Annotated in this window: 19 protein-coding genes; 7 read left to right on the plus strand and 12 right to left on the minus strand. The window is 43.6% G+C overall.

Going from position 1 to position 21,822, the window contains the following annotated elements:
* Window positions 1-138: 138 nt before the first annotated feature.
* From pnp to rimP, 8 genes are all read right to left on the minus strand, one after another.
* A complete protein-coding gene (gene pnp, locus ACT3ID_RS07235; RefSeq protein WP_491541333.1) occupies window positions 139-2,259 on the minus strand; it encodes a polyribonucleotide nucleotidyltransferase in 2,121 nt (706 codons plus the stop codon).
* Window positions 2,260-2,415: 156 nt separating this feature from the next.
* The gene (gene rpsO, locus ACT3ID_RS07240; protein WP_491541334.1) at window positions 2,416-2,685 is read right to left on the minus strand and encodes a 30S ribosomal protein S15; all 270 of its coding nucleotides are present in this window, start codon (window positions 2,683-2,685) and stop codon (window positions 2,416-2,418) included.
* Between the two features lie 95 nt (window positions 2,686-2,780).
* Window positions 2,781-3,716 carry a bifunctional riboflavin kinase/FAD synthetase gene (locus tag ACT3ID_RS07245; protein WP_491541335.1) on the minus strand — a complete coding sequence of 312 codons (936 nt, stop codon included), beginning with the start codon at window positions 3,714-3,716 and terminating at the stop codon, window positions 2,781-2,783.
* A complete protein-coding gene (truB, locus tag ACT3ID_RS07250; RefSeq protein ID WP_491541336.1) occupies window positions 3,709-4,446 on the minus strand; it encodes a tRNA pseudouridine(55) synthase TruB in 738 nt (245 codons plus the stop codon). Before truB ends, ACT3ID_RS07245 begins: the two co-directional genes overlap by 8 nt.
* 8 nt (window positions 4,447-4,454) lie before the next feature.
* Window positions 4,455-4,835 (minus strand): 30S ribosome-binding factor RbfA, encoded by a 381-nt coding sequence (gene rbfA, locus ACT3ID_RS07255; protein ID WP_491541337.1) that lies wholly within the window; start codon window positions 4,833-4,835, stop codon window positions 4,455-4,457.
* A 31-nt stretch (window positions 4,836-4,866) separates the two neighbouring features.
* The gene (gene infB, locus ACT3ID_RS07260) at window positions 4,867-7,845 is read right to left on the minus strand and encodes a translation initiation factor IF-2 (protein WP_491541338.1); all 2,979 of its coding nucleotides are present in this window, start codon (window positions 7,843-7,845) and stop codon (window positions 4,867-4,869) included.
* A gap of 108 nt (window positions 7,846-7,953) precedes the next feature.
* Window positions 7,954-9,213, minus strand: coding sequence for a transcription termination factor NusA (nusA, locus tag ACT3ID_RS07265; protein WP_491541339.1), 1,260 nt, complete (start codon window positions 9,211-9,213; stop codon window positions 7,954-7,956).
* Between the two features lie 24 nt (window positions 9,214-9,237).
* Window positions 9,238-9,699 (minus strand): ribosome maturation factor RimP, encoded by a 462-nt coding sequence (gene rimP, locus ACT3ID_RS07270; RefSeq protein ID WP_491541340.1) that lies wholly within the window; start codon window positions 9,697-9,699, stop codon window positions 9,238-9,240.
* A gap of 397 nt (window positions 9,700-10,096) precedes the next feature.
* On the opposite strand from rimP, the gene ACT3ID_RS07275 reads away from it, so the two are divergent.
* Window positions 10,097-10,594 carry a DUF192 domain-containing protein gene (locus ACT3ID_RS07275; protein ID WP_491541341.1) on the plus strand — a complete coding sequence of 166 codons (498 nt, stop codon included), beginning with the start codon at window positions 10,097-10,099 and terminating at the stop codon, window positions 10,592-10,594.
* 663 nt (window positions 10,595-11,257) lie between these two features.
* Here ACT3ID_RS07275 and fbp read toward each other — a convergent pair.
* The 4 genes from fbp to ACT3ID_RS07295 form a co-directional block, all read right to left on the minus strand.
* Window positions 11,258-12,295, minus strand: coding sequence for a class 1 fructose-bisphosphatase (gene fbp, locus ACT3ID_RS07280; RefSeq protein WP_491541342.1), 1,038 nt, complete (start codon window positions 12,293-12,295; stop codon window positions 11,258-11,260).
* Between the two features lie 38 nt (window positions 12,296-12,333).
* Window positions 12,334-12,933, minus strand: a complete 600-nt coding sequence (gene coaE / locus ACT3ID_RS07285; RefSeq protein ID WP_491541343.1) for a dephospho-CoA kinase — start codon at window positions 12,931-12,933, stop codon at window positions 12,334-12,336.
* A protein-coding gene (gene prfB / locus ACT3ID_RS07290; protein WP_491541478.1) for a peptide chain release factor 2 occupies window positions 12,933-14,052 on the minus strand; the annotation gives its coding sequence in 2 pieces (ribosomal slippage) (window positions 12,933-13,991 and window positions 13,993-14,052; 1,119 coding nt in all). Before prfB ends, coaE begins: the two co-directional genes overlap by 1 nt.
* 62 nt (window positions 14,053-14,114) lie before the next feature.
* Window positions 14,115-14,369 carry a DUF883 family protein gene (locus tag ACT3ID_RS07295; protein ID WP_491541344.1) on the minus strand — a complete coding sequence of 85 codons (255 nt, stop codon included), beginning with the start codon at window positions 14,367-14,369 and terminating at the stop codon, window positions 14,115-14,117.
* A 121-nt stretch (window positions 14,370-14,490) separates the two neighbouring features.
* Between ACT3ID_RS07295 and ACT3ID_RS07300 the strand changes: the two genes are divergently transcribed.
* The 6 genes from ACT3ID_RS07300 (at window position 14,491) to ACT3ID_RS07325 (ending at window position 21,756) form a co-directional block, all read left to right on the plus strand.
* Entirely contained in the window at window positions 14,491-15,657 is a 1,167-nt protein-coding gene (locus ACT3ID_RS07300) for a BtaA family protein (RefSeq protein WP_491541345.1), read from the plus strand.
* 10 nt (window positions 15,658-15,667) lie between these two features.
* On the plus strand, window positions 15,668-16,297 hold the full coding sequence (locus tag ACT3ID_RS07305; protein ID WP_491541346.1) for a class I SAM-dependent methyltransferase: 630 nt from the start codon (window positions 15,668-15,670) through the stop codon (window positions 16,295-16,297).
* Between the two features lie 48 nt (window positions 16,298-16,345).
* Window positions 16,346-16,972 (plus strand): tetratricopeptide repeat protein, encoded by a 627-nt coding sequence (locus ACT3ID_RS07310; RefSeq protein WP_491541347.1) that lies wholly within the window; start codon window positions 16,346-16,348, stop codon window positions 16,970-16,972.
* 68 nt (window positions 16,973-17,040) lie between these two features.
* Window positions 17,041-17,526, plus strand: a complete 486-nt coding sequence (locus ACT3ID_RS07315) for a hypothetical protein (RefSeq protein ID WP_491541348.1) — start codon at window positions 17,041-17,043, stop codon at window positions 17,524-17,526.
* A gap of 402 nt (window positions 17,527-17,928) precedes the next feature.
* Window positions 17,929-18,315, plus strand: a complete 387-nt coding sequence (locus ACT3ID_RS07320; protein WP_491541349.1) for a VOC family protein — start codon at window positions 17,929-17,931, stop codon at window positions 18,313-18,315.
* A 162-nt stretch (window positions 18,316-18,477) separates the two neighbouring features.
* On the plus strand, window positions 18,478-21,756 hold the full coding sequence (locus ACT3ID_RS07325) for a S41 family peptidase (protein WP_491541350.1): 3,279 nt from the start codon (window positions 18,478-18,480) through the stop codon (window positions 21,754-21,756).
* Window positions 21,757-21,822: the final 66 nt, after the last annotated feature.

Raw genomic sequence — 21,822 nt, forward strand, 5'->3', positions numbered from 1 at the left:
ATATTACTAACCTGTTTCAAGCGCGGACGCTTTAAATAACTCTAAACCAATCAACCAATGACGAATATAAAACAAAACGCCACCCCGGATTAGCGAGATGGCGTTAATATAAAGCTTCTTTATGAAGTTATAATAAGCTTATCCTTCGTCTCCATCTTTGGGCAGAAGTGCCTTGCGAGAGAGGCGAAGCTTACCTCCGTGTTCTACCTTAAGCAGTTTCACATCCAGCTCATCTCCAACAGAAAGTACATCACGCACATCATCAACGTGTGAATGATTAATTTCTGATACGTGAAGGAGTCCATCTTTACCGGGAACAATCTCAACAAAAGCGCCGTAATCTTTGATCGCTTTTACGGTTCCGTGGTATGTAGCTCCTTCTTCAAGATGACCAATAATGCCCTGGATGCGCTTCTTAGCCTCTTCAGCTTTTGAAAGCTCGTCGGCAGTAATAGTAATCTTTCCAACTTCGCGCTCTTCATCTTCCTCAACCCATATTTCGGTATCGGTTTCTTTCTGGAGCGTCTGAATCACTTTACCGCCCGGACCAATAACAGATCCGATATCATCCACATCGATTTCCATGTTCAGGAATTGCGGAGCATATGGTGAAATTTGATCGCGGGGTTCTGAGATGGTTTCAGCCATTTTATCCAGGATATGCATACGACCCTGACGCGCTTGCTCAAGGGCTTCTTCAAGCTTCTCAAACGAGATGCCGCTTACTTTCATATCCATCTGGCAAGCAGTAATTCCGTCTCGGCTTCCTGCGGTCTTAAAGTCCATGTCGCCCATAAAATCTTCTTCACCGCGGATATCAGAAAGCACCACTTCCTGATCATCACCAACGATCATTCCCATTGCAATTCCTGCAACAGGCTTCTTGAGCGGCACTCCGGCATCCATAAGTGCCATTGAACCACCACAAACTGACGCCATCGAAGATGATCCGTTGGATTCGGTAATATCCGAAATCACGCGAATCACATATCCAAACTCATCAAAAGTTGGCATCAGCTGGCTGATTGCCCGCTCGGCCAGATGTCCGTGACCAATTTCACGTCGTCCGGGACCGCGCATAAATCCGGCTTCACCAACAGAGTAGTTGGGGAAATTGTAGTGGAGGAAAAATTTCTTGTCCTCTTCTTTCAGGAGCGTATCAACTGCCTGGGCGTCTTTCTGTGTACCGAGTGTTACAGAAACAAGTGCTTGTGTTTCGCCCCGTGTAAAAATTGCTGATCCGTGTGTACGTGCAAGATATCCAACCTGCGTCCAGATATCGCGGATATCGTCCGGAGAGCGACCGTCAATGCGACGTTTTTTCTCCAGGATCATCGTACGGAGTTCTTCTTTCTCAATCTTACTGAGAATATCTTTAATAGTGCCTTCTTCCTCTTCGTATTCTTCCGTCTCCGTCAGCTCTTCAACAACACTGTCCTTAATTTCCTGAAGACCTTCGCTGTAATCTTCCTTGCCAAGTCCGGTATTAACATGCTCGCGAATTCGTCCTTCCGCCAGCTCGTATACCTTTTTCTTCAGATCTTCATCTACAGGTTCGGGCTCAAATTCACGCTTCTCCTTGCCAAACTCATCGCGTAATTCTTCCTGGAAAGCACATAACTTTTTTATCGCGTCATGAGCAACTTTAATGGCATCGAGCATCTCCTGCTCAGAAATCTCCTCCATCTCTCCTTCCATCATGATAACGCTCTCGGCCGTCCCGCCGATAATCATATCGATATCACTTTTTTTCATCTCGCTCATCTTGGGATTGATGACAAACTCACCATCAATACGTCCAACCCGAACCTCGGCAATCGGCCCGGCAAAAGGGACGTCAGATATATGAAGAGCGGCGGAAGCACCAACGCCTCCGAGAACATCTCCGTTATGTTCTCCGTCGGAAGAAACAACAGAGCAAATAATCTGCGTATCAAAGTTGTATCCGTCCGGGAAAAGCGGACGCAGACTCCTATCAATAAGCCGGCTTGAAAGTACCTCTTTATCGTTAGGACGTCCTTCCCGTTTTATAAATCCACCCGGAAATTTACCACCGGCCGAAAAGCTCTCGCGCAAATCAACCGTTAATGGGAAAAATGGCTTATCTGTAGGCTCTTTTGAGCTTACAGCTGTACATAAGACCATTGTATCACCCATTCGAACAACTACTGCACCGTCGGCCTGCTTAGCTATACGGCCGGTTTCGACTGACAACGTTTTGCCCGGTGCAAATTCTACACTTCTAAAATCTTCTTTCATCGTATTCTATTTCTGTTCAAATTTTTGCTATTGATAACATATTCGAAAAGGACACTACCAACTATTGAATCTAAAAATCAGGTGGGTTCCCTGCAGCTATACGCAGGTGATGCCAATAAAAAAAGCACGTTATTAAAACGTGCTTCATAGCATCGCTTACTTACGAATTCCTAGATCATCAATAAGTTCACGATATTTCTCAATATCCTTCTTCTTCAGATAATTCAATAAATCGCGGCGTTTCCCTACCAGTTTCAACAATCCTCGTCTTGAGGCATGATCCTGCGAATTATCCTTGAGATGTTCAGTCAAATCATTAATACGCTCAGTAAAAATAGCAATCTGAGCCTCAGTAGATCCTGTGTTATCCTTCGACCCACCGTACTTTTCAACAAGTTCTTCTTTTCTTTCTTTTGTTATCGCCATGTGAAAATTTAGTTCTTTTTGCTTTCTAAAACTATAAATATAGAGTTCTTTTTCTAGCCAACAAAGATAAGCCTTTGAGCTGTAGGTTGCAATATTTATTGCTTGTCCAACAATTTAAGGGTCCGCTTCTTATCCTCCTTCAACTGATCAATAAGATCTTCTTTACCATCGAATTTTTTTTCATCCCGAATCCGGTTAATAAAGCGAACCTGGATCTCTTTGCCGTAGATATCCTCGTCAAAATCAAAAATATGTACCTCCAATGTCTGAACAGAGCCTTCAAACGTGGGGCGGGTTCCGATATTCATCATACCACCGTACCACTTTTCATCGATCCGGATGTTAACAGCATAAACCCCATCCTTGGGGATAATTTTATTTACATGCTCAGGCTTAATATTGGCCGTGGGAAAACCGATCTCTTTACCTCGCTTGTCGCCATGTACAACGGTACCATTTAAACGGTATGGGCGCTGTAACAGCCGGGCAGCTTCCTCAACATCTCCATCTTCGCTGATGGCATTACGGATAGCGGTACTGCTAACTGTTTTTTCTCCCACTTCCCTTTTAGAGACCACATAAGAATCGAAGCCTAATTCCTCACCAAGTTCCTCGATAGTTTCGATAGTCCCTTCCCTATTGCGCCCAAACTGGTGATCATAACCAATAACAAATTCACTTACACCAATTTTTTTGTGGATGATATCACGAATAAATTCTTCGGAACTGAGTAAAGAAAAGTCGCGATCAAACGGGATTACAATCATCGTATCAATACCCAGCTCATACAAAATTTCTGATCGTTCCTGTAGTGTCGTCAATAATTTAATGCCGGCATCCCCGGGATTAATGATATTCCTGGGATGCGGATCAAAGGTAACCAGCACACTCCGTGCATCTCTTTTTTTAGCTTTTTCCACGACCTTGTCAATAATAGCACGGTGCCCGGCATGTACTCCGTCAAAAGTACCGACAGTAATCACGGAATTGGGTACTCGTTCAGCATCTTTCAGAAATACAAATTCAGCCATTTTTCAAGAATATCTTTTTTAGTTGTTCAACAGATAAAGCATCGTCAATAGTGTAATCGCCAATTGCCGTTCGTTTTAATCCGATCAAATGACCAGCTGTGTTCAATGCATCAGCCAAATCACTGGCAATAGAACGAATGTAGGTGCCTTTGCTACAGTGAATATATAACTCTAAACGCGGCAGATTGCATTCCAAAATCTCTGTTTCATGAATAATCACCTGCCGTGGTTTACGCTTTACCTTCTTTCCCTTTCGTGCCAGCTTGTATAGAGGAGTGCCATTATGTTTAAGTGCGGAATACATCGGCGGAATCTGAATAATCTGTCCCGAAAACTTTTCTTTCAGTGTCTGTTGTACTTTCTTTCGCGTCAGATGACTAAAAGAGGCTCGCTTTTCCGGTATTGTCTCAGCATCATGACTCGGAGTCGAAGATCCAAAAATGATTTCTCCCACATATTTTTTGGAAGCTTCCTGAAACGCTGAAACGGTTCTTGTCCCTTTACCACAACATAAAATCAATAATCCGGTAGCCATGGGATCAAGTGTACCCGCATGTCCGATTTTTCTGAGGTCAAGACATTTTCTAAGCAGTTTTACTACTTTGAAACTACTCCATCCTTTGGGTTTATCGATAAGGAAAGCGGCCCCTTCTGCATAATCAAAAGCAGGATCAGGTAGATTTGATTGAGAAAATACCGGTAGCTTTTCCAGCGGGATCGCTTTTGCCATTAGCGAGTTTACTCCTCTTCATCTGAGTTATTTTCCCGCTGTTGGCGCTCTCTGCGGATTTTTTGAAATAGTTTTTCCATCTTCTCGACATGCTCAGCTGTCTTGTCATTTATAAAATGCAGCTCCGGAATCCGGCGAACCTGGTGGCGAATCTTCGTTGCCAGCTCCTTTCTGATACTGGATTTTTGCTCCTCGATATAAGCAAAAATTGCATCTTCATCTTTACCGGGGGCATATACGCTGATGAGCACCTTGGCGATAAGCAGATCTGGAGTTACGTCGACTTTAGTAATGGTAATAAAAGAGCCACTACGCTGATAACCTTGCTGAATTATTTTTCCGAGGTCCCGCTTGATGACGGAACTCAGGCGTTCTGTGCGAATACTCATGAGAGGAATTATTTAGGTTCAAGAGGCTCAACTAAGATTCGTCGCTGCTTTTCACGTCTTCAAGCTTTCGCTTCTCCTCAACGACTTCGTAGTTCTCAATAACGTCTCCGACTTTGATATCATTGTAATTAACAATGCTTATACCGCATTCGTACCCGCTTTTCACTTCTTTGACATCTTCTTTAAAACGTTTGAGAGAATCGATCTCACCGTCATAAATCACGACGCCATCACGTACTACCCGAACCGGATTATTTCGATTTACTTTGCCTTCGGTAACATAACATCCGGCAATAGTTCCAACTTTGGAGACCTTGAATATTTCTCTGACCTCTGCATTACCGTAGAGTCGTTCGCTGATTTCAGGATCAAGCATTCCTTCCATAGCGCTCTTCACTTCATCAACAGCATCATAGATAACGCTGAAGAGTCGAATGTCGATCTCTTCCTCATCAGCTACATTACGGGCGTTCGTGGTCGGTCGAACCTGGAATCCAATAATAATAGCATCAGATGCTGAAGCAAGCAGTACATCGGACTCAGTAATAGCACCGGCACCGGTGTGGATAATGTTCACAGAAACTTCTTCGTTGCTCAGTTTCTGAAGAGAGCCTGACAGCGCTTCAATCGAACCATCGACATCAGCTTTGATAATGATATTCAGATCATCAACCTCACCGAGGGCCATACGACGAGACAGGTCATCGAGACTGAGATGCTTGGACTTACGCAGCTCTTGCTCGCGCTTGATCTGTTGACGCTGGTTAGCAATCTCTTTGGCTTTTTTCTCATCCTCAAGAACAACAAGCTTATCACCGGCCTTGGGGATATCATCAAAACCGGTAAGCTGCACAGGTTCTGAAGGTCCGGCCGCTTCTACTCTGTTACCGAGCTCATTTTCCATCGCACGAACACGTCCAAAGCATGGACCGGCAACATAAGCATCACCAACTCTTAGTGTACCGTTTTGTACCAGTACGTTGGCAACAATACCTTTTCCTTTATCAACTCTTGATTCAAGTACAACACCGTCGGCGTGACGATTGGGATTAGCTTTGAGCTCCATAAGCTCAGCTTCAATCAATACCTTTTCAAGCAGATCAGGGATTCCTTCTCCTGTTTTTGCAGAAACTTCAGCTGCCTGATTCGTTCCGCCATATTCTTCGACGATGACGTCATGTTCAGCTAACTGCTGCTTAATTTTATCGGGATTAGCTTCGGGCTTATCCATCTTATTGATTGCTACAATAATCGAAACTCCCGCTGCCTTGGCGTGATTAATCGCCTCAATAGTTTGAGGCATCACGGCATCATCTGCCGCAACAACCAGAATAACAATATCTGTTGCCTGAGCTCCCCGCGATCGCATAGCCGTAAAAGCTTCGTGACCCGGTGTATCCAGGAAGGTAATCGGACGCCCGTCTTCCGTCTCTACCTCATAAGCACCAACGTGCTGAGTGATTCCGCCGGCCTCACCTTCTGCCACTTGGGATTTTCGGATGTAGTCAAGCAGCGAGGTTTTTCCGTGGTCAACATGTCCCATAACGGTAATAATAGGAGCGCGCGGTTCAAGATCTTCCGGATCGTCTTCTTCCAGCTCAATCTCTTCAATAGCTTCATCGGCATCTACAAATTCAACCTCATATCCGTACTCTTCAGCGACAAGCTCGATCGTGCTTGCATCCAGTCGCTGATTTATAGATACCATCATTCCCAGATCCATACAGGTAGTAATAACATCATTCGCTTTTACTCCCATAAGATCTGCAAGGTCACTGACTGTGAGGAATTCAGTAACTTCAATAATATCTTCCTCTTGTTCCTCAAGTTCAGCCTGCTTCTGTTCTTCCTCCTCACGTTCTTCTCTACGCTGCTTACGATACTTCTGACGACGGCTACCTACCGTTTCAGAAGATTGCATTTTCTGCAGCGTTTCCTTCATTTTCTGTTCGACATCCTCTTCATCTACACGGCTGCCGCGGCGCTTACGTTTTTTCTTACTCTTCTTTTTCTCACGCTTTTCGGATTTCGTCTGATTACTTTTATCCTCCTCTTTTTCGCGCCGATCTTTTTTGCGCTTCCGCTTCTTCCGTGGCTTGGGTTTGCTTTCATCTATTTTAACTTTTCCAACGACCTTTGTCCCTTTCAAACGACCTGCATGTCCACGGATAACACCCTGTTCTGTTTCTTCTTCGTCGGCGTCATCTTCTTCATCTTCCTCTTTTTCCTCATCCTCTGTTGCTGCTTCTTTCTCTTCGTCAGCCTCTTCTTCGGCCTCTTGAGGCTGTTCCTGAGGTTCCTCTTCCTCTATTTCTTCATCCTCTTCATCCTCTTCGACCTTGTCCTCTGACTCTTCAGCCGCCTCTACTTTTTCAGGTTCAGGCTCTTCTTCTGTGTCTTCTTCCTGATCAGCTGTTTCTTCTTCTTTAACTTCGGCTTCTATTTCTTTTTTAACTTCGGCTTCTATTTCTTTCGGTTCTTCATCAGGTGTTTCTTGCTCTTCAACCTGATCTTCTTCGGCAGGTGCCTCAACCTCTTCCGTATCTTCTTCATCTTCCTGAGGTTCAAGTTCAGGTTCAGCTTCCTTTTCCGTCTCCTTCGCTTCTACCTCTTCTTCATCTGAAGGCTCTTCCTCATCCTTTGCTTTTTTCTCTTCGCCGTCATCCTTTGGCTTCAATCCTTCCACTTCCTCTTCATCCTGAGGCTCAAGCGGCATATCATCTTCAAGCGGCTCCAGATAATCCTCAACAGAAACACTTTCGTTACGGTTTGAACGAATTTGATTTCGCCGGTTTTCATATTCTTCTTTCGCCTTTTCGTGTTCCCGGCTCTTGGCTTTGTCAACTCCGTATACCTCTTCCAGCGCCTCATACATTTCAGGCGTAACTTTGGAATTCGGTTTATTGGCAATATCAAAGCCTTCGTCCGACAGCGAATCTACAATCGAAGAAGTAGATACGTTAAATTCGGATGCAACTTTGAATAATCTTTTAGTCTTGTTTGGCGACATATATATCTGTTTCTGAAAAAGTACTTCTTAATTATGTTATGCAGATTATTTATCCCTAAACATATAGTATAAGGTAAATCACGGTTCAAGGAAATGTAAGTTCAAAACTTATTGTATTTCTTCATCCTCAAACTCGTAAGCAATAATATCAATAATACGCTCTGCTTCATCTTCTGTTATTTTACCGTCTGTTCTCCGGACAATTTCTTCTTCATCCAGTTCCAGCACCTGTCGCGCCGTGTCACAGCCGATATCATGCAGTATTTCAATGACCTCAGGCCCGAAATCGATCTCAAACTCCTGCAGGTCAATATCATCCTCTTCTTCAACTTCGCGATACACATCAATTTCTGTATCCGTCAATTTTGAAGCAAGCCGGATGTTGACCCCGCCTTTTCCTATAGCTTTTGAAACTTCATCAGCCGGAACCAGTACTTTTGCGTGCGATCCATCTTCGCTCAGCTCAACACTTAATACTTTTGCCGGCTGCAGTGCACGTTTGATAAATTCATGCTTATCATCAGTATAATTGATGACATCGATATTTTCGTTCTGCAGCTCACGCACAATCGCATGGATCCGAATTCCTTTCATTCCCACACATGCCCCAACAGGATCGACCCGCTCATCGTGCGATACTACCGCTACTTTTGAGCGATCTCCCGGTTCACGGGCAATCCGAACGAGATCAATAATTCCATCAAAAACCTCCGGAATCTCGTTCTCAAACAAGCGCTCCAAAAACAGCGGTGATGTTCGCGAAATAATCACTGACGGATTGCCGTGATAACGCTTTACTTCTTTTACAACCGCCCGGATGGTATCTCCTTTATGATACCGGTCTTTGTAAATCTGTTCATCTTTGGGCAGTGTAAGCTCCACGCCGTTGTGGTTAACCAGCATTTCGTGATTGCGAATCTGGTAAACATCACCAAGAACAATTTCCCCGACGCGATCAGAGTATTCTTCAAAAACATTATCCTTCTCTATCTCGCGAATACGCTGCGCAAGCTGTTGGCGGGCCATCATCACCGCTCGTCGACCGAAATCGCGAATATCCAACTCCTGTGCAAATTCATCATACAGTTCCAGATCCGGATCTTGTTTCTGGGCCTCTTCAAGGGTTATTTCCTGTACATCATCCGTAAGCTCTTCCTCGGGCACTACTTCACGGATGTGAAGAATTTGGACCTCTCCCCGATCCGCATTCAATATAACTTCAAAAGCTTCATCAGAGCCATATTTTTTTCGGATCATAGTGCGAAAGACATCTTCGAGGATAGATAATAACAGATCCTTTTCAATATCTTTGTCTTTCGCAATCTCGGCAAAAGATTGAATAATTTGTTTTGAAATATCGTTTGACATCAGCTTGCTCCTGTCTACTTAAAATTACTTGAATGAAGGAATAATTTTGGTTTCCACCAGATCATCAAATGGCACTGTAACAGTAGAATTATCTTCCCGCTCAATTACAATTTCTTCATCGGACACTTCCTGTAGTGTCCCTTCGACCTCCTGTAATTCATCAGCTTCTTTATATTTGAAATTAGCTTTTCTTCCTACATTTTTTGGATACTGACGGCGGTCAATCAGTGGACGGCTTAACCCCGGTGATGAGACATTAATCCGGTATGCCCCGGAAAAGATGTCATGCGCATCCATCAAAAAACTAAGCTCATTGCTTATTTCGGCGCACTCATCCATATTCACGCCGCGGTCTTCACCGTCTACGGATATCCAAACTTCGGGTGTGTCGCCACCCTTTATCTCAACATCAATAAGAAAAAAATCAGTGGTCGAAAGAACTGATTCTGCCAGCTCTGAAATCTTATTTGTTACTTTATTCTGCACAATTCCTCAAATTACAGGTACAAAAAAAAGTGAGAACCTCTCGGCGCTCACTTAAAGCAATCAAAGATACCGTTAATCCGTCTAAAAAACAACTTATCGATCACGATAAAACTTTCTATAAACGAGTTTCAACTGATACCCTTTAAATATTTACTATATATATTTCGCTCCAGCTTTTCTATACTATAAATGGCCTGAAAAAGAAGGAGTTCAATACGCTGGTGCAAAAATCTATTGTTTCTACCGTGGATCGAATGAGGCCGAAATATGATTCTCAAGAATGACTGTAGATAATAACAGTGGTGCCGTTAATATCCGTAACAAAGCCGTCACATCTTAAAGCTGGAATTTACTCTTTTGATGAAGTATCATAACGTAAAAATAAATAGATAGACTGATGAGATTACATTCAACATTATTATATCTGGTGATCCTGGCTTTGCTAGTCACCGCCTGTTCCCAAGCCAAGGAAGAATCGAATTCGAACAATGCTGATAGCCAAGAGAGATCGGGGCGTCAGCTCACATATGAAAGAGAGGTATCATTTTTATCTACCGATGGAGACACTCTGTCAACGGTTGAGGTAGCGATAGCCGATGAAGAGGCTGAACGAAACCAGGGTTTGATGGATGTGCGCGACCTGCCTAATGACAAGGGTATGCTATTTATCTTTGAAGAAAGTGAGCCGCGCAGTTTCTGGATGGCAAACACTCCGCTGGCACTCGATATTATTTTTGTTAACGAGGATTATGAAATCGTACGAATCCATCACAGTACCAAACCGTTCTCGGAAAAAAACTTTGAATCCGGAGAGCCAGCCAAATATGTCATCGAGACCAATGGTGGCTTTTGTGTTTCCCATGATATTCAGGAAGGGATGAAGGTGAGTTGGTAGAATTGATGCCTGACGATCTTTGCCTCTGTTCTATGGATAATAGAGATCCGCTGGTATAAGCACGCAATAGAATAATAAGACTCTTGCTGTATGACACTGCTTTTTATTTATTCTATCTCATTCCCAAGCTCCCACTTGGGAATGTAATTTATCATTGGAAGAAAAGCTTCTTTAAAGGCCGTTCTGAAGCTGGAGCTTCGGAACGAGCATGGTCTTACCCAACTTTTTTATATCCCGATATGTATCTCTGATGCATAACAAGCCCATACGTCATCCGTTGCCTCCCACCCTTCACCCACGGATAAATCCGTGGGTGAAGAATTTTATAATAAGCTCACTTCAAGTGAGCTTCGGTTTTCTGCTTCTTAGCCTGATGATTCATCTTCAGGTATGGATTTAGAAATACTTCCAGCTAAATACGTAGCATGTTAGTCAAAGGTTCGAGGATATAACCTCTCACAACCAATAGTGTAAATAAAATCCTTTTATCACAAGCGCGGGAATTAATTCCCGCGCTAACGATAATCCACTACGGCAATTTTTATATCTCGATATTTTACTAGAAACAACAATACATAATCGGAACAGCATACATAGTCATCTAGAATAAAAACCCTCAAGGTTTCTGATAAACCTCGAGGGTTTAGCACTAAAGTTGATTCTTCAAGCCTCAACTTGCGGCTTTTCCTCTCTATATTTATCTAAATGCTCTTTCACCTTCAGCACATTCTGCTTGGATCCGATAAAGATCGGCGTACGCTGATGTATGGTTTCGGGTTCAATCTCCATAATCCGTCCCTCACCATCAATAGCCATACCACCAGCCTGCTCGATCACAAAACTTAGCGGATTACATTCATACATCAGTCGCAGCTTACCGTTGGGATACTGGCTGCTGTTCGGATAAATAAAAATACCTCCCGTTATCAAGGTGCGGTGTACATCTGCAACCATTGATCCGATATAGCGAGCCTTATATGGACGATCAGTTTCGGGATCTTCGACCTGGCAATATTTCACATACTGTTTAAGTCCTTCATCCCACGAGTGATAACTTCCTTCATTAACGCTATAGATTTTACCATGTTCCGGAATTTTAACATCATCATCCGACAAAATAAACTCACCAATACTGGGATCGAGCGTAAAAACTGAAACTCCCAGTCCTGTCGTATAAGCCATCAATGTACTGGAGCCGTAAAGCACATAACCCGCAGCAACCTGCTTTACACCAGGCTGCAGAGCATCTTCCTCACTTAACTGAACAGAGTCGGGGTTCTTCCTCATATAAATAGAAAAGATACTACCAATCGATACGTTGACATCGATATTGGACGAACCGTCCAGTGGGTCCAAATACACAATATACTTTCCGCCGTCGTTATCAAGCTCGACAAAACCGTCATTCTCTTCTGAAATCACCATGCAGGTAATTTCAGATCTGTTTAAGGCAGAAATAAGCTGCTTGTCGGCAAAAAGATCCAGTTTTTTAACCGATTCTCCATGCACATTGGTTGAACCGTCTTCACCGAGAATATTAGTGATCCCCGCCTTGTTAACTTCTCTCGATATTATCTTGGCGGCTAATCCGATATCCCTCAGTAACTGCGAGAGCTCTCCCGTTGCGCCCGGAAATTTATTTTGTGCCTGGATTATATACTCTTCCAGTGTTATTACTCTGTTCGTTTTGCGTTCTACCATAGCTGGTCCCTCTTTTCTGATCTGATTAGCATCATCATCTATTCCTGTGAAACTTTAAAATTCTGGTATATAAGTTCGGCTTTCTTTTCCAGTTCCTCAAGTGTACCATTATTTCGAATCACATAATCGACGCGATCAACAGCTTTTTCAAAATCTCGTTGCTTATTCATTCTTTGTTTTATCTCTTCAATCGTACTGTCATCGCGCTGGTAAACACGTTCAAGCCGATGTTCTTCATCAGCAAGCACAAGTACGATATAATCTAAATTGCCGGGCTCTATATTTTCGAGTAATAGTGCCGCTTCATAAACCCAAACGTCGAATCCGTCTCGCTCGGCTTCTTTCATTTTTTCTTTGGCAGCCATCGGCAATTTGGGATGAACAATGGCATTTAGTTCCTTAACCCTATTCTTTTCAAATGCTTCCCGCGCCAAATGTTCCTTATTCAGAGCTCCATTATCCAAATATGATTCGTCTCCGAAAGTATTTTTCAGCTGCCTCTTTACTTCGGGATCAGTCACCATTACCTGCTTGGCCAGATCATCAGCATTAAGAACATAGGCTCCCATTTTTTCCCAGATCTTACAAACAGTAGATTTTCCACTCCCTATGCCTCCGGTGACGCCTACGGTAACCATTATTCTGTTTTTTCGGATGCTGAAATCGACAGCAGGTATTCATTGATAAACTCATCCAGCTCGCCGTCCATTACAGCATCGGTATTGGATGTTTCAAAATCGGTGCGGTGATCTTTGACCATATTATATGGATGAAATACGTACGAACGTATCTGTGATCCCCATTCGATATCTTTTTTCGATGCCTCGAGCTTTTCCTTTTTTCGTTCTTTTATCTGCTTCTCCAGCTCATATATCTTTGATTTCAACAGCGTCATAGCCTTATCGCGATTCTGCTTCTGGGAACGTTCTTGCTGACATTCGGCTACAACACGCTGCTCACTACCATCGGAAAGCTCTCCTTCCCAGATAAGCCTTACGGCCGTTTCGGTTTTGTTTACATGCTGACCTCCGGCCCCACTGGCACGGAATCGCTGCAGTTCTACCTGGCTTTCGTCAATATCCACTTCAATACTGTCATCCACGACCGGAGATACAAATACCGAACAAAAAGATGTATGCCGACGCGAGTTACTATCAAAAGGCGAAATCCGCACCAGTCTGTGAACACCGCTTTCTGCTTTCAGAAATCCGTAGGCAAATTCTCCCTCTACTTGTATTGTGGCGCTTTTGAGTCCAGCGACATCTCCCTGCTGATGTTCGATTACAGAAACTTTATAATCATGTTTCTTAGCCCATTGGGTGTACATGCGATAGAGCATTTCAGCCCAGTCCTGACTTTCAGTTCCACCGGCACCGGGATTGAAGCTAACAATTGCATCGCGGTGATCATCATCGCCGCGCAGCATATTTTTCAGCTCCAGATCTTCTACCCCTTTTTCAAGTTTTTGTATCTCTCGCTGGAGCTCATCACCCACATCTTCCCCCTCTTCGGAGAACTGTTGATAAACCTGGATGCTGTCTCTGAGCTCATCCAATTTATCCCAGCTTTTAACCAGGTTCTTCTCCTGGTCAATTTTTTTCATAATCCGCCGGGCCTCATCGGGATCATCCCAAAAGTTAGGATCCTGTGTTTGCTCCTGCAGTTCAATGATATTTACCTTTCGCTGCTCATAGTCAAAGATACCCCCTGAGCGCATCCACACGCTCAAATAACTCTTCCAAGTGATCAGAATTTATTGCTGCTGTACTCACAATAGGTAAATTATTTTAATTCAAAATTCCGTTAATGACCAGATAAATTACTTTCGACCTAATTTTCCTAATATATATCCCAAGGCAATGCCACCCACAAAAGATATTAGCACGCCTTCTTCGGGATGCTTACGAACATATCCCCGAGCCTCACGATATTCGCGATTCAGCTCATTTCGAAGCTCTCCCTGGACATCTTCCAGTCGATCGATAAGCTCTTCATATCCTTCAAGTATTGCTCGTTTCTTCTTCTCGATCTTCTTTTCAGTCTGTTCGCTTGACTTCTTATTTTCTTCTGCCATAACCTTTTGAAGCTTATTCACATTTACCCTTTAAGATACAAATTATACACTGAATAACAGCTTAAAAAATCTTCAACATTTCACAATCAATACATATACATAACGTACGTTTGCACTTCTGATGAAGAATTTAGCCAATATCGTAGAACATTTTCAAAAGCAGCTCTTTTCCTCAATAGTGTCCAACAATTTGGTTTACAACACCTGTTGGGAAGATCCCCGTATCGATCGTCGTTTGCTGGATCTTGATTCTCAAAGTCGTGTTGTGATGCTTACCAGTGCCGGCTGTAATGCCCTTGATTATCTGCTTGATGACGTTCGGCAAATACATTGTGTAGATGCTAATCCCGCCCAAAACGCTCTGCTTGAGCTCAAAAAAGCCTTGTTTAGATATAACAACTACCAGCTGCTCTGGGATTTTTTTGGGGATGGAAAGAAGCAAGGCGCCGAACTCATCTATCGAGAACACCTGCGACATTTTCTTCCCAGAAAAAACCGTCAATTCTGGGATCAGCATATCGATAACTTTGCGCCGCAATCCAATCAACCAAGTTTTTATTTCAGCGGGACGTCCGGAAAGGTTGCTTTGATGGTGTACAAATATATCAAACATAAAGGGTTGCAGCCCCGCGTCTTAAATCTTTTGAATGCCGAAAGTCTGGAAGAACAAACGTACTATTTTGAGGAGGTGGAGCCACAACTCTGGAACTCTTTTTTAAAGTGGCTTATTGATCGGCGTTCTATCATGACGATGCTGGGTGTTCCCACTACACAGCGAAAAATGATTGAGCAAGAATACGAAAATGGACTTCGGGCATTTATCCGCCAATCGCTGAACCATGTTTTTACAGAACTTCCCCTGTACGACAATTATTTTTGGCGGGTTTATTTAACGGGATCTTACACCCGCAGTTGCTGTCCTAATTATCTAGAAGAAAACAATTTCGATTATCTGGCACAGCGAGTAAATAAGATTGAAACTTATGATTCTTCGTTAGTAAGATTTTTGGAACAGAATCCGGGGACATATTCACATTTTGTGCTGCTCGATCATCAAGATTGGATGGCACAATCGCACCCCGGGCAGCTCGCCAAGGAATGGAGGCTGATCTTGAATAGTTCGGATTCTGGTGCAAGAATCTTATTCCGTTCCGCCGGCAATTCACTCGATTTCCTTCCCGATTTTGTTTTTCAGAATGTTAGTTTCCAGCCGGAAAAAACGGAAAAAGCTCATCGCCAAGATCGCGTTGGTACCTACGGATCTACTCATCTGGCAATTGTTCAATGACAGAGATAGTATGCAAACAAAAACTGTACAGACTTCCGGGCATGAACTAGAGAGCTACTACCGCCTCCATGCTCCTATTTATGATATTACCCGCTGGAGCTTTTTATTCGGTCGGGATGAAATTATTAAGATGATTCCGGATCTCCCTGATCAGCCAAATATTTTGGAGATAGGCTGTGGTACCGGCAAGAATCTCTTACATTTAATGAGGCAATTCCCCGATGCCGGTATACTGGGAATCGACTTATCGGAAGAGATGCTGACCATAGCCAGAGACAAAGTTGGTAAATCTGCCGGTATCCAGTTGCAAAATTCACGTTACGGCTATGATTCGACAAACCAGGGACCGTTTGATTTGATTTTACTCTCCTATTCCATGACGATGATGGATGCCGACCTGAAAGAGATCCTTATCCAAATAAAAAAAGATCTGCACCCGGCCGGTATGATAGCTGTAGTTGATTTTCACAGCTCTCCTTTCGGATGGTTCCGACGCTGGATGAATTACAATCATGTGGATTTCAGCGGACAGCTGCTCCCACTGTTAAGACAACATTTTCATCCTGATACAACCAAAATAAAGAAGGCGTATGGAGGCTGGTGGTCATATTTCCAGTTTATCGGCAGACTAAAATCATAGCATATTCAGATACGACAATTTCACGAGCTTTTGTTATCTTGGGCGGCTATGAAAAAGATCGAAGAACAGATCACAGAAATTAAAAAAGAGCTCGAAGAATCACCCAAAGATCCCGACCTGCTCAATGAACTGGGTATCGGTCATCATATGTTGGGCGAATATGATAAAGCGGTTGACGCTTACCAAAAGTCGCTGAACCTGGATTCAGATAATTTCAAGGTGCATTTCAATTTAGCAAATACCTTTTTTGAGCAGGAAGAAATCGAGAAGGCTATCAATTATTATATGAATGCGCTGGATATCAAACCGGACTATGTCCCTGCCCTGAATAACCTGGCTGATATTTATGAGCTGGCGGAAGAAGAAGAAAAAGCCCGCGAACTTTTTGAGCATATTACTAAAATAAAGCCCGACGATCCGATTGGATTTTTCAATCTTGGGAATCATCACTTGCGGCATAATAATACGGTAGCAGCGGGCAATTGCTATAAAAAAGCGATCGAAATCGATCCCGAATTTCACGAGGCATATAATAATATCGGATTTATTCTCAAGCATCTGGAGGAGTATGAGGAAGCGATCTCCTATTTTGAGCAATGCCTTGAAATAGCTCCCGATTATGAACCGGCGAAGAAAGATCTGGCTGCCTGCAGACAAGCTTTAAAAGACTCCTGAAGGACTTTCGGAACACACCTTCTGCTTCAGCATATAACCTGTGTCATTATTAATAAAACAGGAGTCTTATGAAAATTGCTACAAATTTGTCACTATTTCTAGTATCATTATTTTTTATTACTGCTACAGCAACAGCACAAAATCGCCCTGCTGAAGGCACATTAGGACTTTCAGCTTCGATCCAAAGTAGTCAAACAAATCTGCAGCTTCCTATCTGGCTGACCAACAGTATTACACTCGCTCCCATCTTTGGTCTCAATCATCGGGAAGATAGTTTTACTTCCTTAAATATTGGTGTCGCTCCCCGTTTTTACCAAAGTTTAGGCAATGATTTTGCCAGCTATATTGGTGCGAGAGGTATCTTTCAGCGTACGTCACCTGAAGTGGGGGATGATGAAACCGATCTATTACTTGGTGCTACGGGCGGTGGAGAATATTTTCTGGACGAACATTTTAGTATGGGCGTAGAAGGACAATTAAATCTTTTCCTGAATGACGGCGGCAGTAATTCTCTTTCAACAGGCGCTGCTATTGTTGGTACCTATTATTTTTAGGAAGTTCTTTGAAATGCTAACCAGAAGAGTTAATGAAGCTTCAAACTACCCCCTCGGATGATATAAAGATCATTCAGGAAACCACTGATTTATAACTGTTTCAAGTGTCCGTGCTTAAAACATGGTTAGTAATGATAAGCGCAGACGCTTATCACAGCGTGGTTTTTCTAGAAAGGGAGCTTTGCAAAACCTAGTGCCATTGCGAATGGAGTGAACTTCGTGAGTAGAATGCTGCAATCTCCATCTGTGTGGGGATCGCCACGACCCGAAACCCGCGGGACTCGCGATGACAGGATTAAAATAATTGTTTTGCAAAGCACCCTTAAAAATAATTATTCCTTAAATTAAAGTCGCTCCCAACCGAAGCGGCTTTAATATTTCCACTAATTATGATTAAATAACATGAAAAGAGTAATAGGCATCGGCGGTATTTTTTTCAAGGCCAGGGATCCGAAAGCTTTGGCTAAATGGTACCAAAAACATCTCGGTCTCCCTATTGATGAAAGTTACGGCGGATATGCTTTCAACTGGAATAATGATGATCAGCGACCTGAAAATGGCTATACGATCTGGAGTCTTTTTAAAGAGGATACTGAATATATCCAGCCCAGCAACAAGGATTTTATGTTCAATTTCATTGTAGATGATCTGGAGCCATTGCTTGAAGTACTAGAATCTGAAGGCATCGACCAGGTCGGTGAATTGGAAGATACAGAATTCGGTAAATTTGCCTGGATTTTGGATCCCGAAGGTAACAAAATAGAACTTTGGGAACCGGCGAAAGAATAAATAAATCATATTTCGCAATAAAAGATCACTCATTTTTCAAAAGATGGCATCTCTATAATATTGGTAAAAAATCCTTAGTCCGGTTTGCAATTCAATTTGAGGCCATTAAATTAAATCCAATTCTAATGGCTTTTCAGGGGAATGCTAAAACGACCATATGTTATGAAAAAGAGTAGTTTTCTTCCTTTTTGGGGGTTCATAATCCTTTTTATTTGTTCATCTTTAACAGAACTTTCCGCACAAGATACCCGCCTGACACGAGAGCCTACAATCAGTGAAGATCATATCGTTTTTGTTTATGCCAATGATCTTTGGATTACCGATCGCAATGGCGGCGACGCGCGCAGGCTTACCAGTGATGAGGGAGGCGAAACCAATCCACATTTTTCTCCCGACGGTTCAAAAATTGCATTTACTGCTCAATATGATGGCAATACTGACGTATATGTTGTCTCTGCTAAGGGTGGCCAGCCTGAACGCCTCACTTGGCATCCGGGTGACGACCGGGTTACCGGCTGGACACCCGACGGAGAAAACGTACTTTTTATATCCGGACGTAAAGGACATCCTACGCAATCAACCACATTCTATAAAGCAAGTCTCAATGGCGGTTTACCTGAAAAGCTGGACATTCCACGCGCGGCAGCTGGAGAAATCTCCGAAGATGGCTCGCTCATTGCTTATCAGCCGGTGAGCTTCTGGGATCCTGAATGGAGAAATTATCGTGGCGGACAGGCAAAGCCGATCTGGATAGTCAATCAGGAAACTCACGAACTCCAGCGTACGCCACGAGCCAATAAGGAGCGGCATATAAATCCAGTATGGCTCGACGGGACGGTTTATTTTCTGTCCGAACGGGATTACACGATGAACATCTGGTCATACAACCCTGAAACCAGCGAAAGTGAACAGCAGACATTTCATTCACAGTTTGATGTAAAGAACCTGGATGCCGGCGATGGTGTCATCGTCTACGAAAATGGCGGTTATATTTATGAATTAGATCCCGAGACTGGGGATCATGAAAAAATTGAGATTAATGTTCAGGGAGATATGACGAGGGCACGTCCGCGCTGGGATGATCCTTCTCCAACACAACTTGCTAATGCGGCTCTCTCCCCCACTGGTCAGCGTGCTCTTTTCCAGTATCGCGGCGAAATCATTTCAGTTCCAAAGGAGCATGGAAGCTGGAGGAATCTTACAAAAAGCTCGGGAACTGCCAATCGCCACCCGATATGGTCGCCTGACGGCCAGCAGGTAGCGTGGTTTTCTGATAAAAGTGGTGAATATCAGCTTTATATATCCGATCAAAAGGGACTTGATGAACCGCGAGAGATAGAACTACCTGAGCCGACATTCTTTTTTGAACCGCAATGGTCGCCCGATGGTCAACATATTGCCTATACCGACACGCATTATAGGCTGTGGTATATTGATCTGGAGACTGGCGAAGCCACTCATGTCGACACCGACGGTTATGCTCACCCAGAGCGGACAATGAATCCGGTTTGGTCGCCTGACGGCCAGTGGATTACCTACGCCAAGCGACTGCCGAGTCATTACAGGGTGATAAAAATCCACAATATTGAAACAGATGAGACATACCAGGTTACCAACGGTATGGCCGACGCCATAGATCCTGTCTGGGATGAAAGCGGCGACTATATCTACTTTCTTGCAAGTACTGATTTCGGACTCAGCACCGGCTGGCTTGACATGAGTTCGTACGATGTACCCAATACCCGCGGACTTTATATGATACTTTTGGATGATGAGACACCCTCTCCTTTTTTGCCGCAAAGTGATGAAGAACCGGTAGAACAGGAAGAAAATGGCGAAGAAAATCAGGAAGAAAAAGAGGCATCTGATGCCGTAACAATTGATTTTGATAATATTCAGGATCGGATTGTTTCGGCGGGAATCCCCGAAAAAAATTATACGGGATTAATTCGCGGACCTGAGAGTATGGTTTTCTATGAAGAAAATGTACCTGATCAGTCTGGCACAACACTGCACCGATATAATGTCGATACCCGCGAGTCGGAGACATTTTTAGGATCAATACAAGAAGCAACAGTTTCGCACGATCGGCAAAATATGCTGTATCGCCGAGGTGAAAACTGGAATATCGTCCCCACTGCCGAAAACCCTCCACAGGCTGGTCAGGGCAAAATTGATGTAGACGATATTCAGGTCCGCGTTGAACCGCAGGAAGAATGGGAGCAGATTTACCGGGAAGGCTGGCGTTTTCAACGTGACTTTCTGTATGTTGATAACGCGCACGGTGCTCCCTGGGATAAAATTTATGAATGGTATCGCCCGTGGGTTGATCATGTACGCCATCGATCCGACATGAGTTATTTGATTGATATTCTCGGTGGTGAAGTATCCGTTGGACATTCATACACTTACGGTGGTGATTATCCCGATCTGGCTGAAATTTCTGTTGGTTTACTCGGTGCAGACCTGAAAGAGACAGAAGAATTTTATCGAATTAAAAAAATATATACCGGCGAAAGCTGGAATCCTGATCTGCATGCACCACTGGCTCAGCCTGGAATTGATATAGATGAAGGTGATTACATTCTGGCGGTTAACGGTGAACCACTTCGTTCACCGACCAATCCTTTTAGTCTGTTTGAGGGTACGGCAGGCCGGAATACAATTCTGACTGTCAATGATACTCCAACATTGGATGGGGCACACGAAATAGAGGTAAAGCCAGTGTCAAACGAGTCGGAGCTTCGCACAAGAGACTGGGTGGAGAGCAACCGACGAAAAGTCGATAAGATGTCGGATGGCAGACTTGCCTACGTCTGGCTGCCCAATACCGGTAGTGGTGGCTATGATGCTTTTAACCGTTATTACTTCTCTCAACAGGACAAAGATGGAATCGTGATTGACGAGCGAAATAATGGTGGTGGCTCAGCGGCTGACTACATAATCGATGTAATGAATCGCGAACTACTCGGATACTTCAATAGTAAAGCCGGCGACAAATTTCCTCCGTTTACTACACCTATGGCTGGTCTCTGGGGACCTAAGGTGATGGTTGTTAATGAACGGGCGGGTTCCGGCGGTGATCTGCTTCCCTATATGTTCAGAGAAAAAGAAATTGGTCCGCTGATCGGTACCCGTACTTGGGGTGGACTTGTTGGTACCTGGGATACGCCACAATTTATTGACGGCGGTGGCATGATAGCACCACGTGGCGGCTTCTTTAATATTGATGGCGAATGGGATGTGGAAGGTGAAGGTGTCTCTCCTGATATTCAAGTAATGCAGCGCCCCAGTGAGGTAATTGCCGGAGAAGATCCCCAATTAAACAGAGCCGTCAAAGAAGCACTGCGCCTTCTGGAAGAGCATGACATTGAATTGAAGGAAGAACCCGCTCCACCAAATAAATGGAGGCGCGCCGAAAAAACTGAAGGCTGGAATTGATATTTGAATCAGGTTGCCCAGACTTTCATTAAAATAAATTATATCAGCGAACAAACATGTGCGTAT

Source organism: Fodinibius sp. GM108 (assembly GCF_058386985.1).

Bases quoted from the DNA above. Each gene is read 5' to 3' on its own strand.
- pnp (WP_491541333.1), bottom strand. From the start codon at position 2,259: ATGAAAGAAGATTTTAGAAGTGTAGAATTTGCACCGGGCAAAACGTTG.
- rpsO (WP_491541334.1), bottom strand. From the start codon at position 2,685: ATGGCGATAACAAAAGAAAGAAAAGAAGAACTTGTTGAAAAGTACGGT.
- ACT3ID_RS07245 (WP_491541335.1), bottom strand. From the start codon at position 3,716: ATGGCTGAATTTGTATTTCTGAAAGATGCTGAACGAGTACCCAATTCC.
- truB (WP_491541336.1), bottom strand. From the start codon at position 4,446: ATGGCAAAAGCGATCCCGCTGGAAAAGCTACCGGTATTTTCTCAATCA.
- rbfA (WP_491541337.1), bottom strand. From the start codon at position 4,835: ATGAGTATTCGCACAGAACGCCTGAGTTCCGTCATCAAGCGGGACCTC.
- infB (WP_491541338.1), bottom strand. From the start codon at position 7,845: ATGTCGCCAAACAAGACTAAAAGATTATTCAAAGTTGCATCCGAATTT.
- nusA (WP_491541339.1), bottom strand. From the start codon at position 9,213: ATGTCAAACGATATTTCAAAACAAATTATTCAATCTTTTGCCGAGATT.
- ACT3ID_RS07275 (WP_491541341.1), top strand. From the start codon at position 10,097: ATGAGATTACATTCAACATTATTATATCTGGTGATCCTGGCTTTGCTA.
- fbp (WP_491541342.1), bottom strand. From the start codon at position 12,295: ATGGTAGAACGCAAAACGAACAGAGTAATAACACTGGAAGAGTATATA.
- coaE (WP_491541343.1), bottom strand. From the start codon at position 12,933: ATGGTTACCGTAGGCGTCACCGGAGGCATAGGGAGTGGAAAATCTACT.
- ACT3ID_RS07295 (WP_491541344.1), bottom strand. From the start codon at position 14,369: ATGGCAGAAGAAAATAAGAAGTCAAGCGAACAGACTGAAAAGAAGATC.
- ACT3ID_RS07300 (WP_491541345.1), top strand. From the start codon at position 14,491: ATGAAGAATTTAGCCAATATCGTAGAACATTTTCAAAAGCAGCTCTTT.
- ACT3ID_RS07305 (WP_491541346.1), top strand. From the start codon at position 15,668: ATGCAAACAAAAACTGTACAGACTTCCGGGCATGAACTAGAGAGCTAC.
- ACT3ID_RS07310 (WP_491541347.1), top strand. From the start codon at position 16,346: ATGAAAAAGATCGAAGAACAGATCACAGAAATTAAAAAAGAGCTCGAA.
- ACT3ID_RS07315 (WP_491541348.1), top strand. From the start codon at position 17,041: ATGAAAATTGCTACAAATTTGTCACTATTTCTAGTATCATTATTTTTT.
- ACT3ID_RS07320 (WP_491541349.1), top strand. From the start codon at position 17,929: ATGAAAAGAGTAATAGGCATCGGCGGTATTTTTTTCAAGGCCAGGGAT.
- ACT3ID_RS07325 (WP_491541350.1), top strand. From the start codon at position 18,478: ATGAAAAAGAGTAGTTTTCTTCCTTTTTGGGGGTTCATAATCCTTTTT.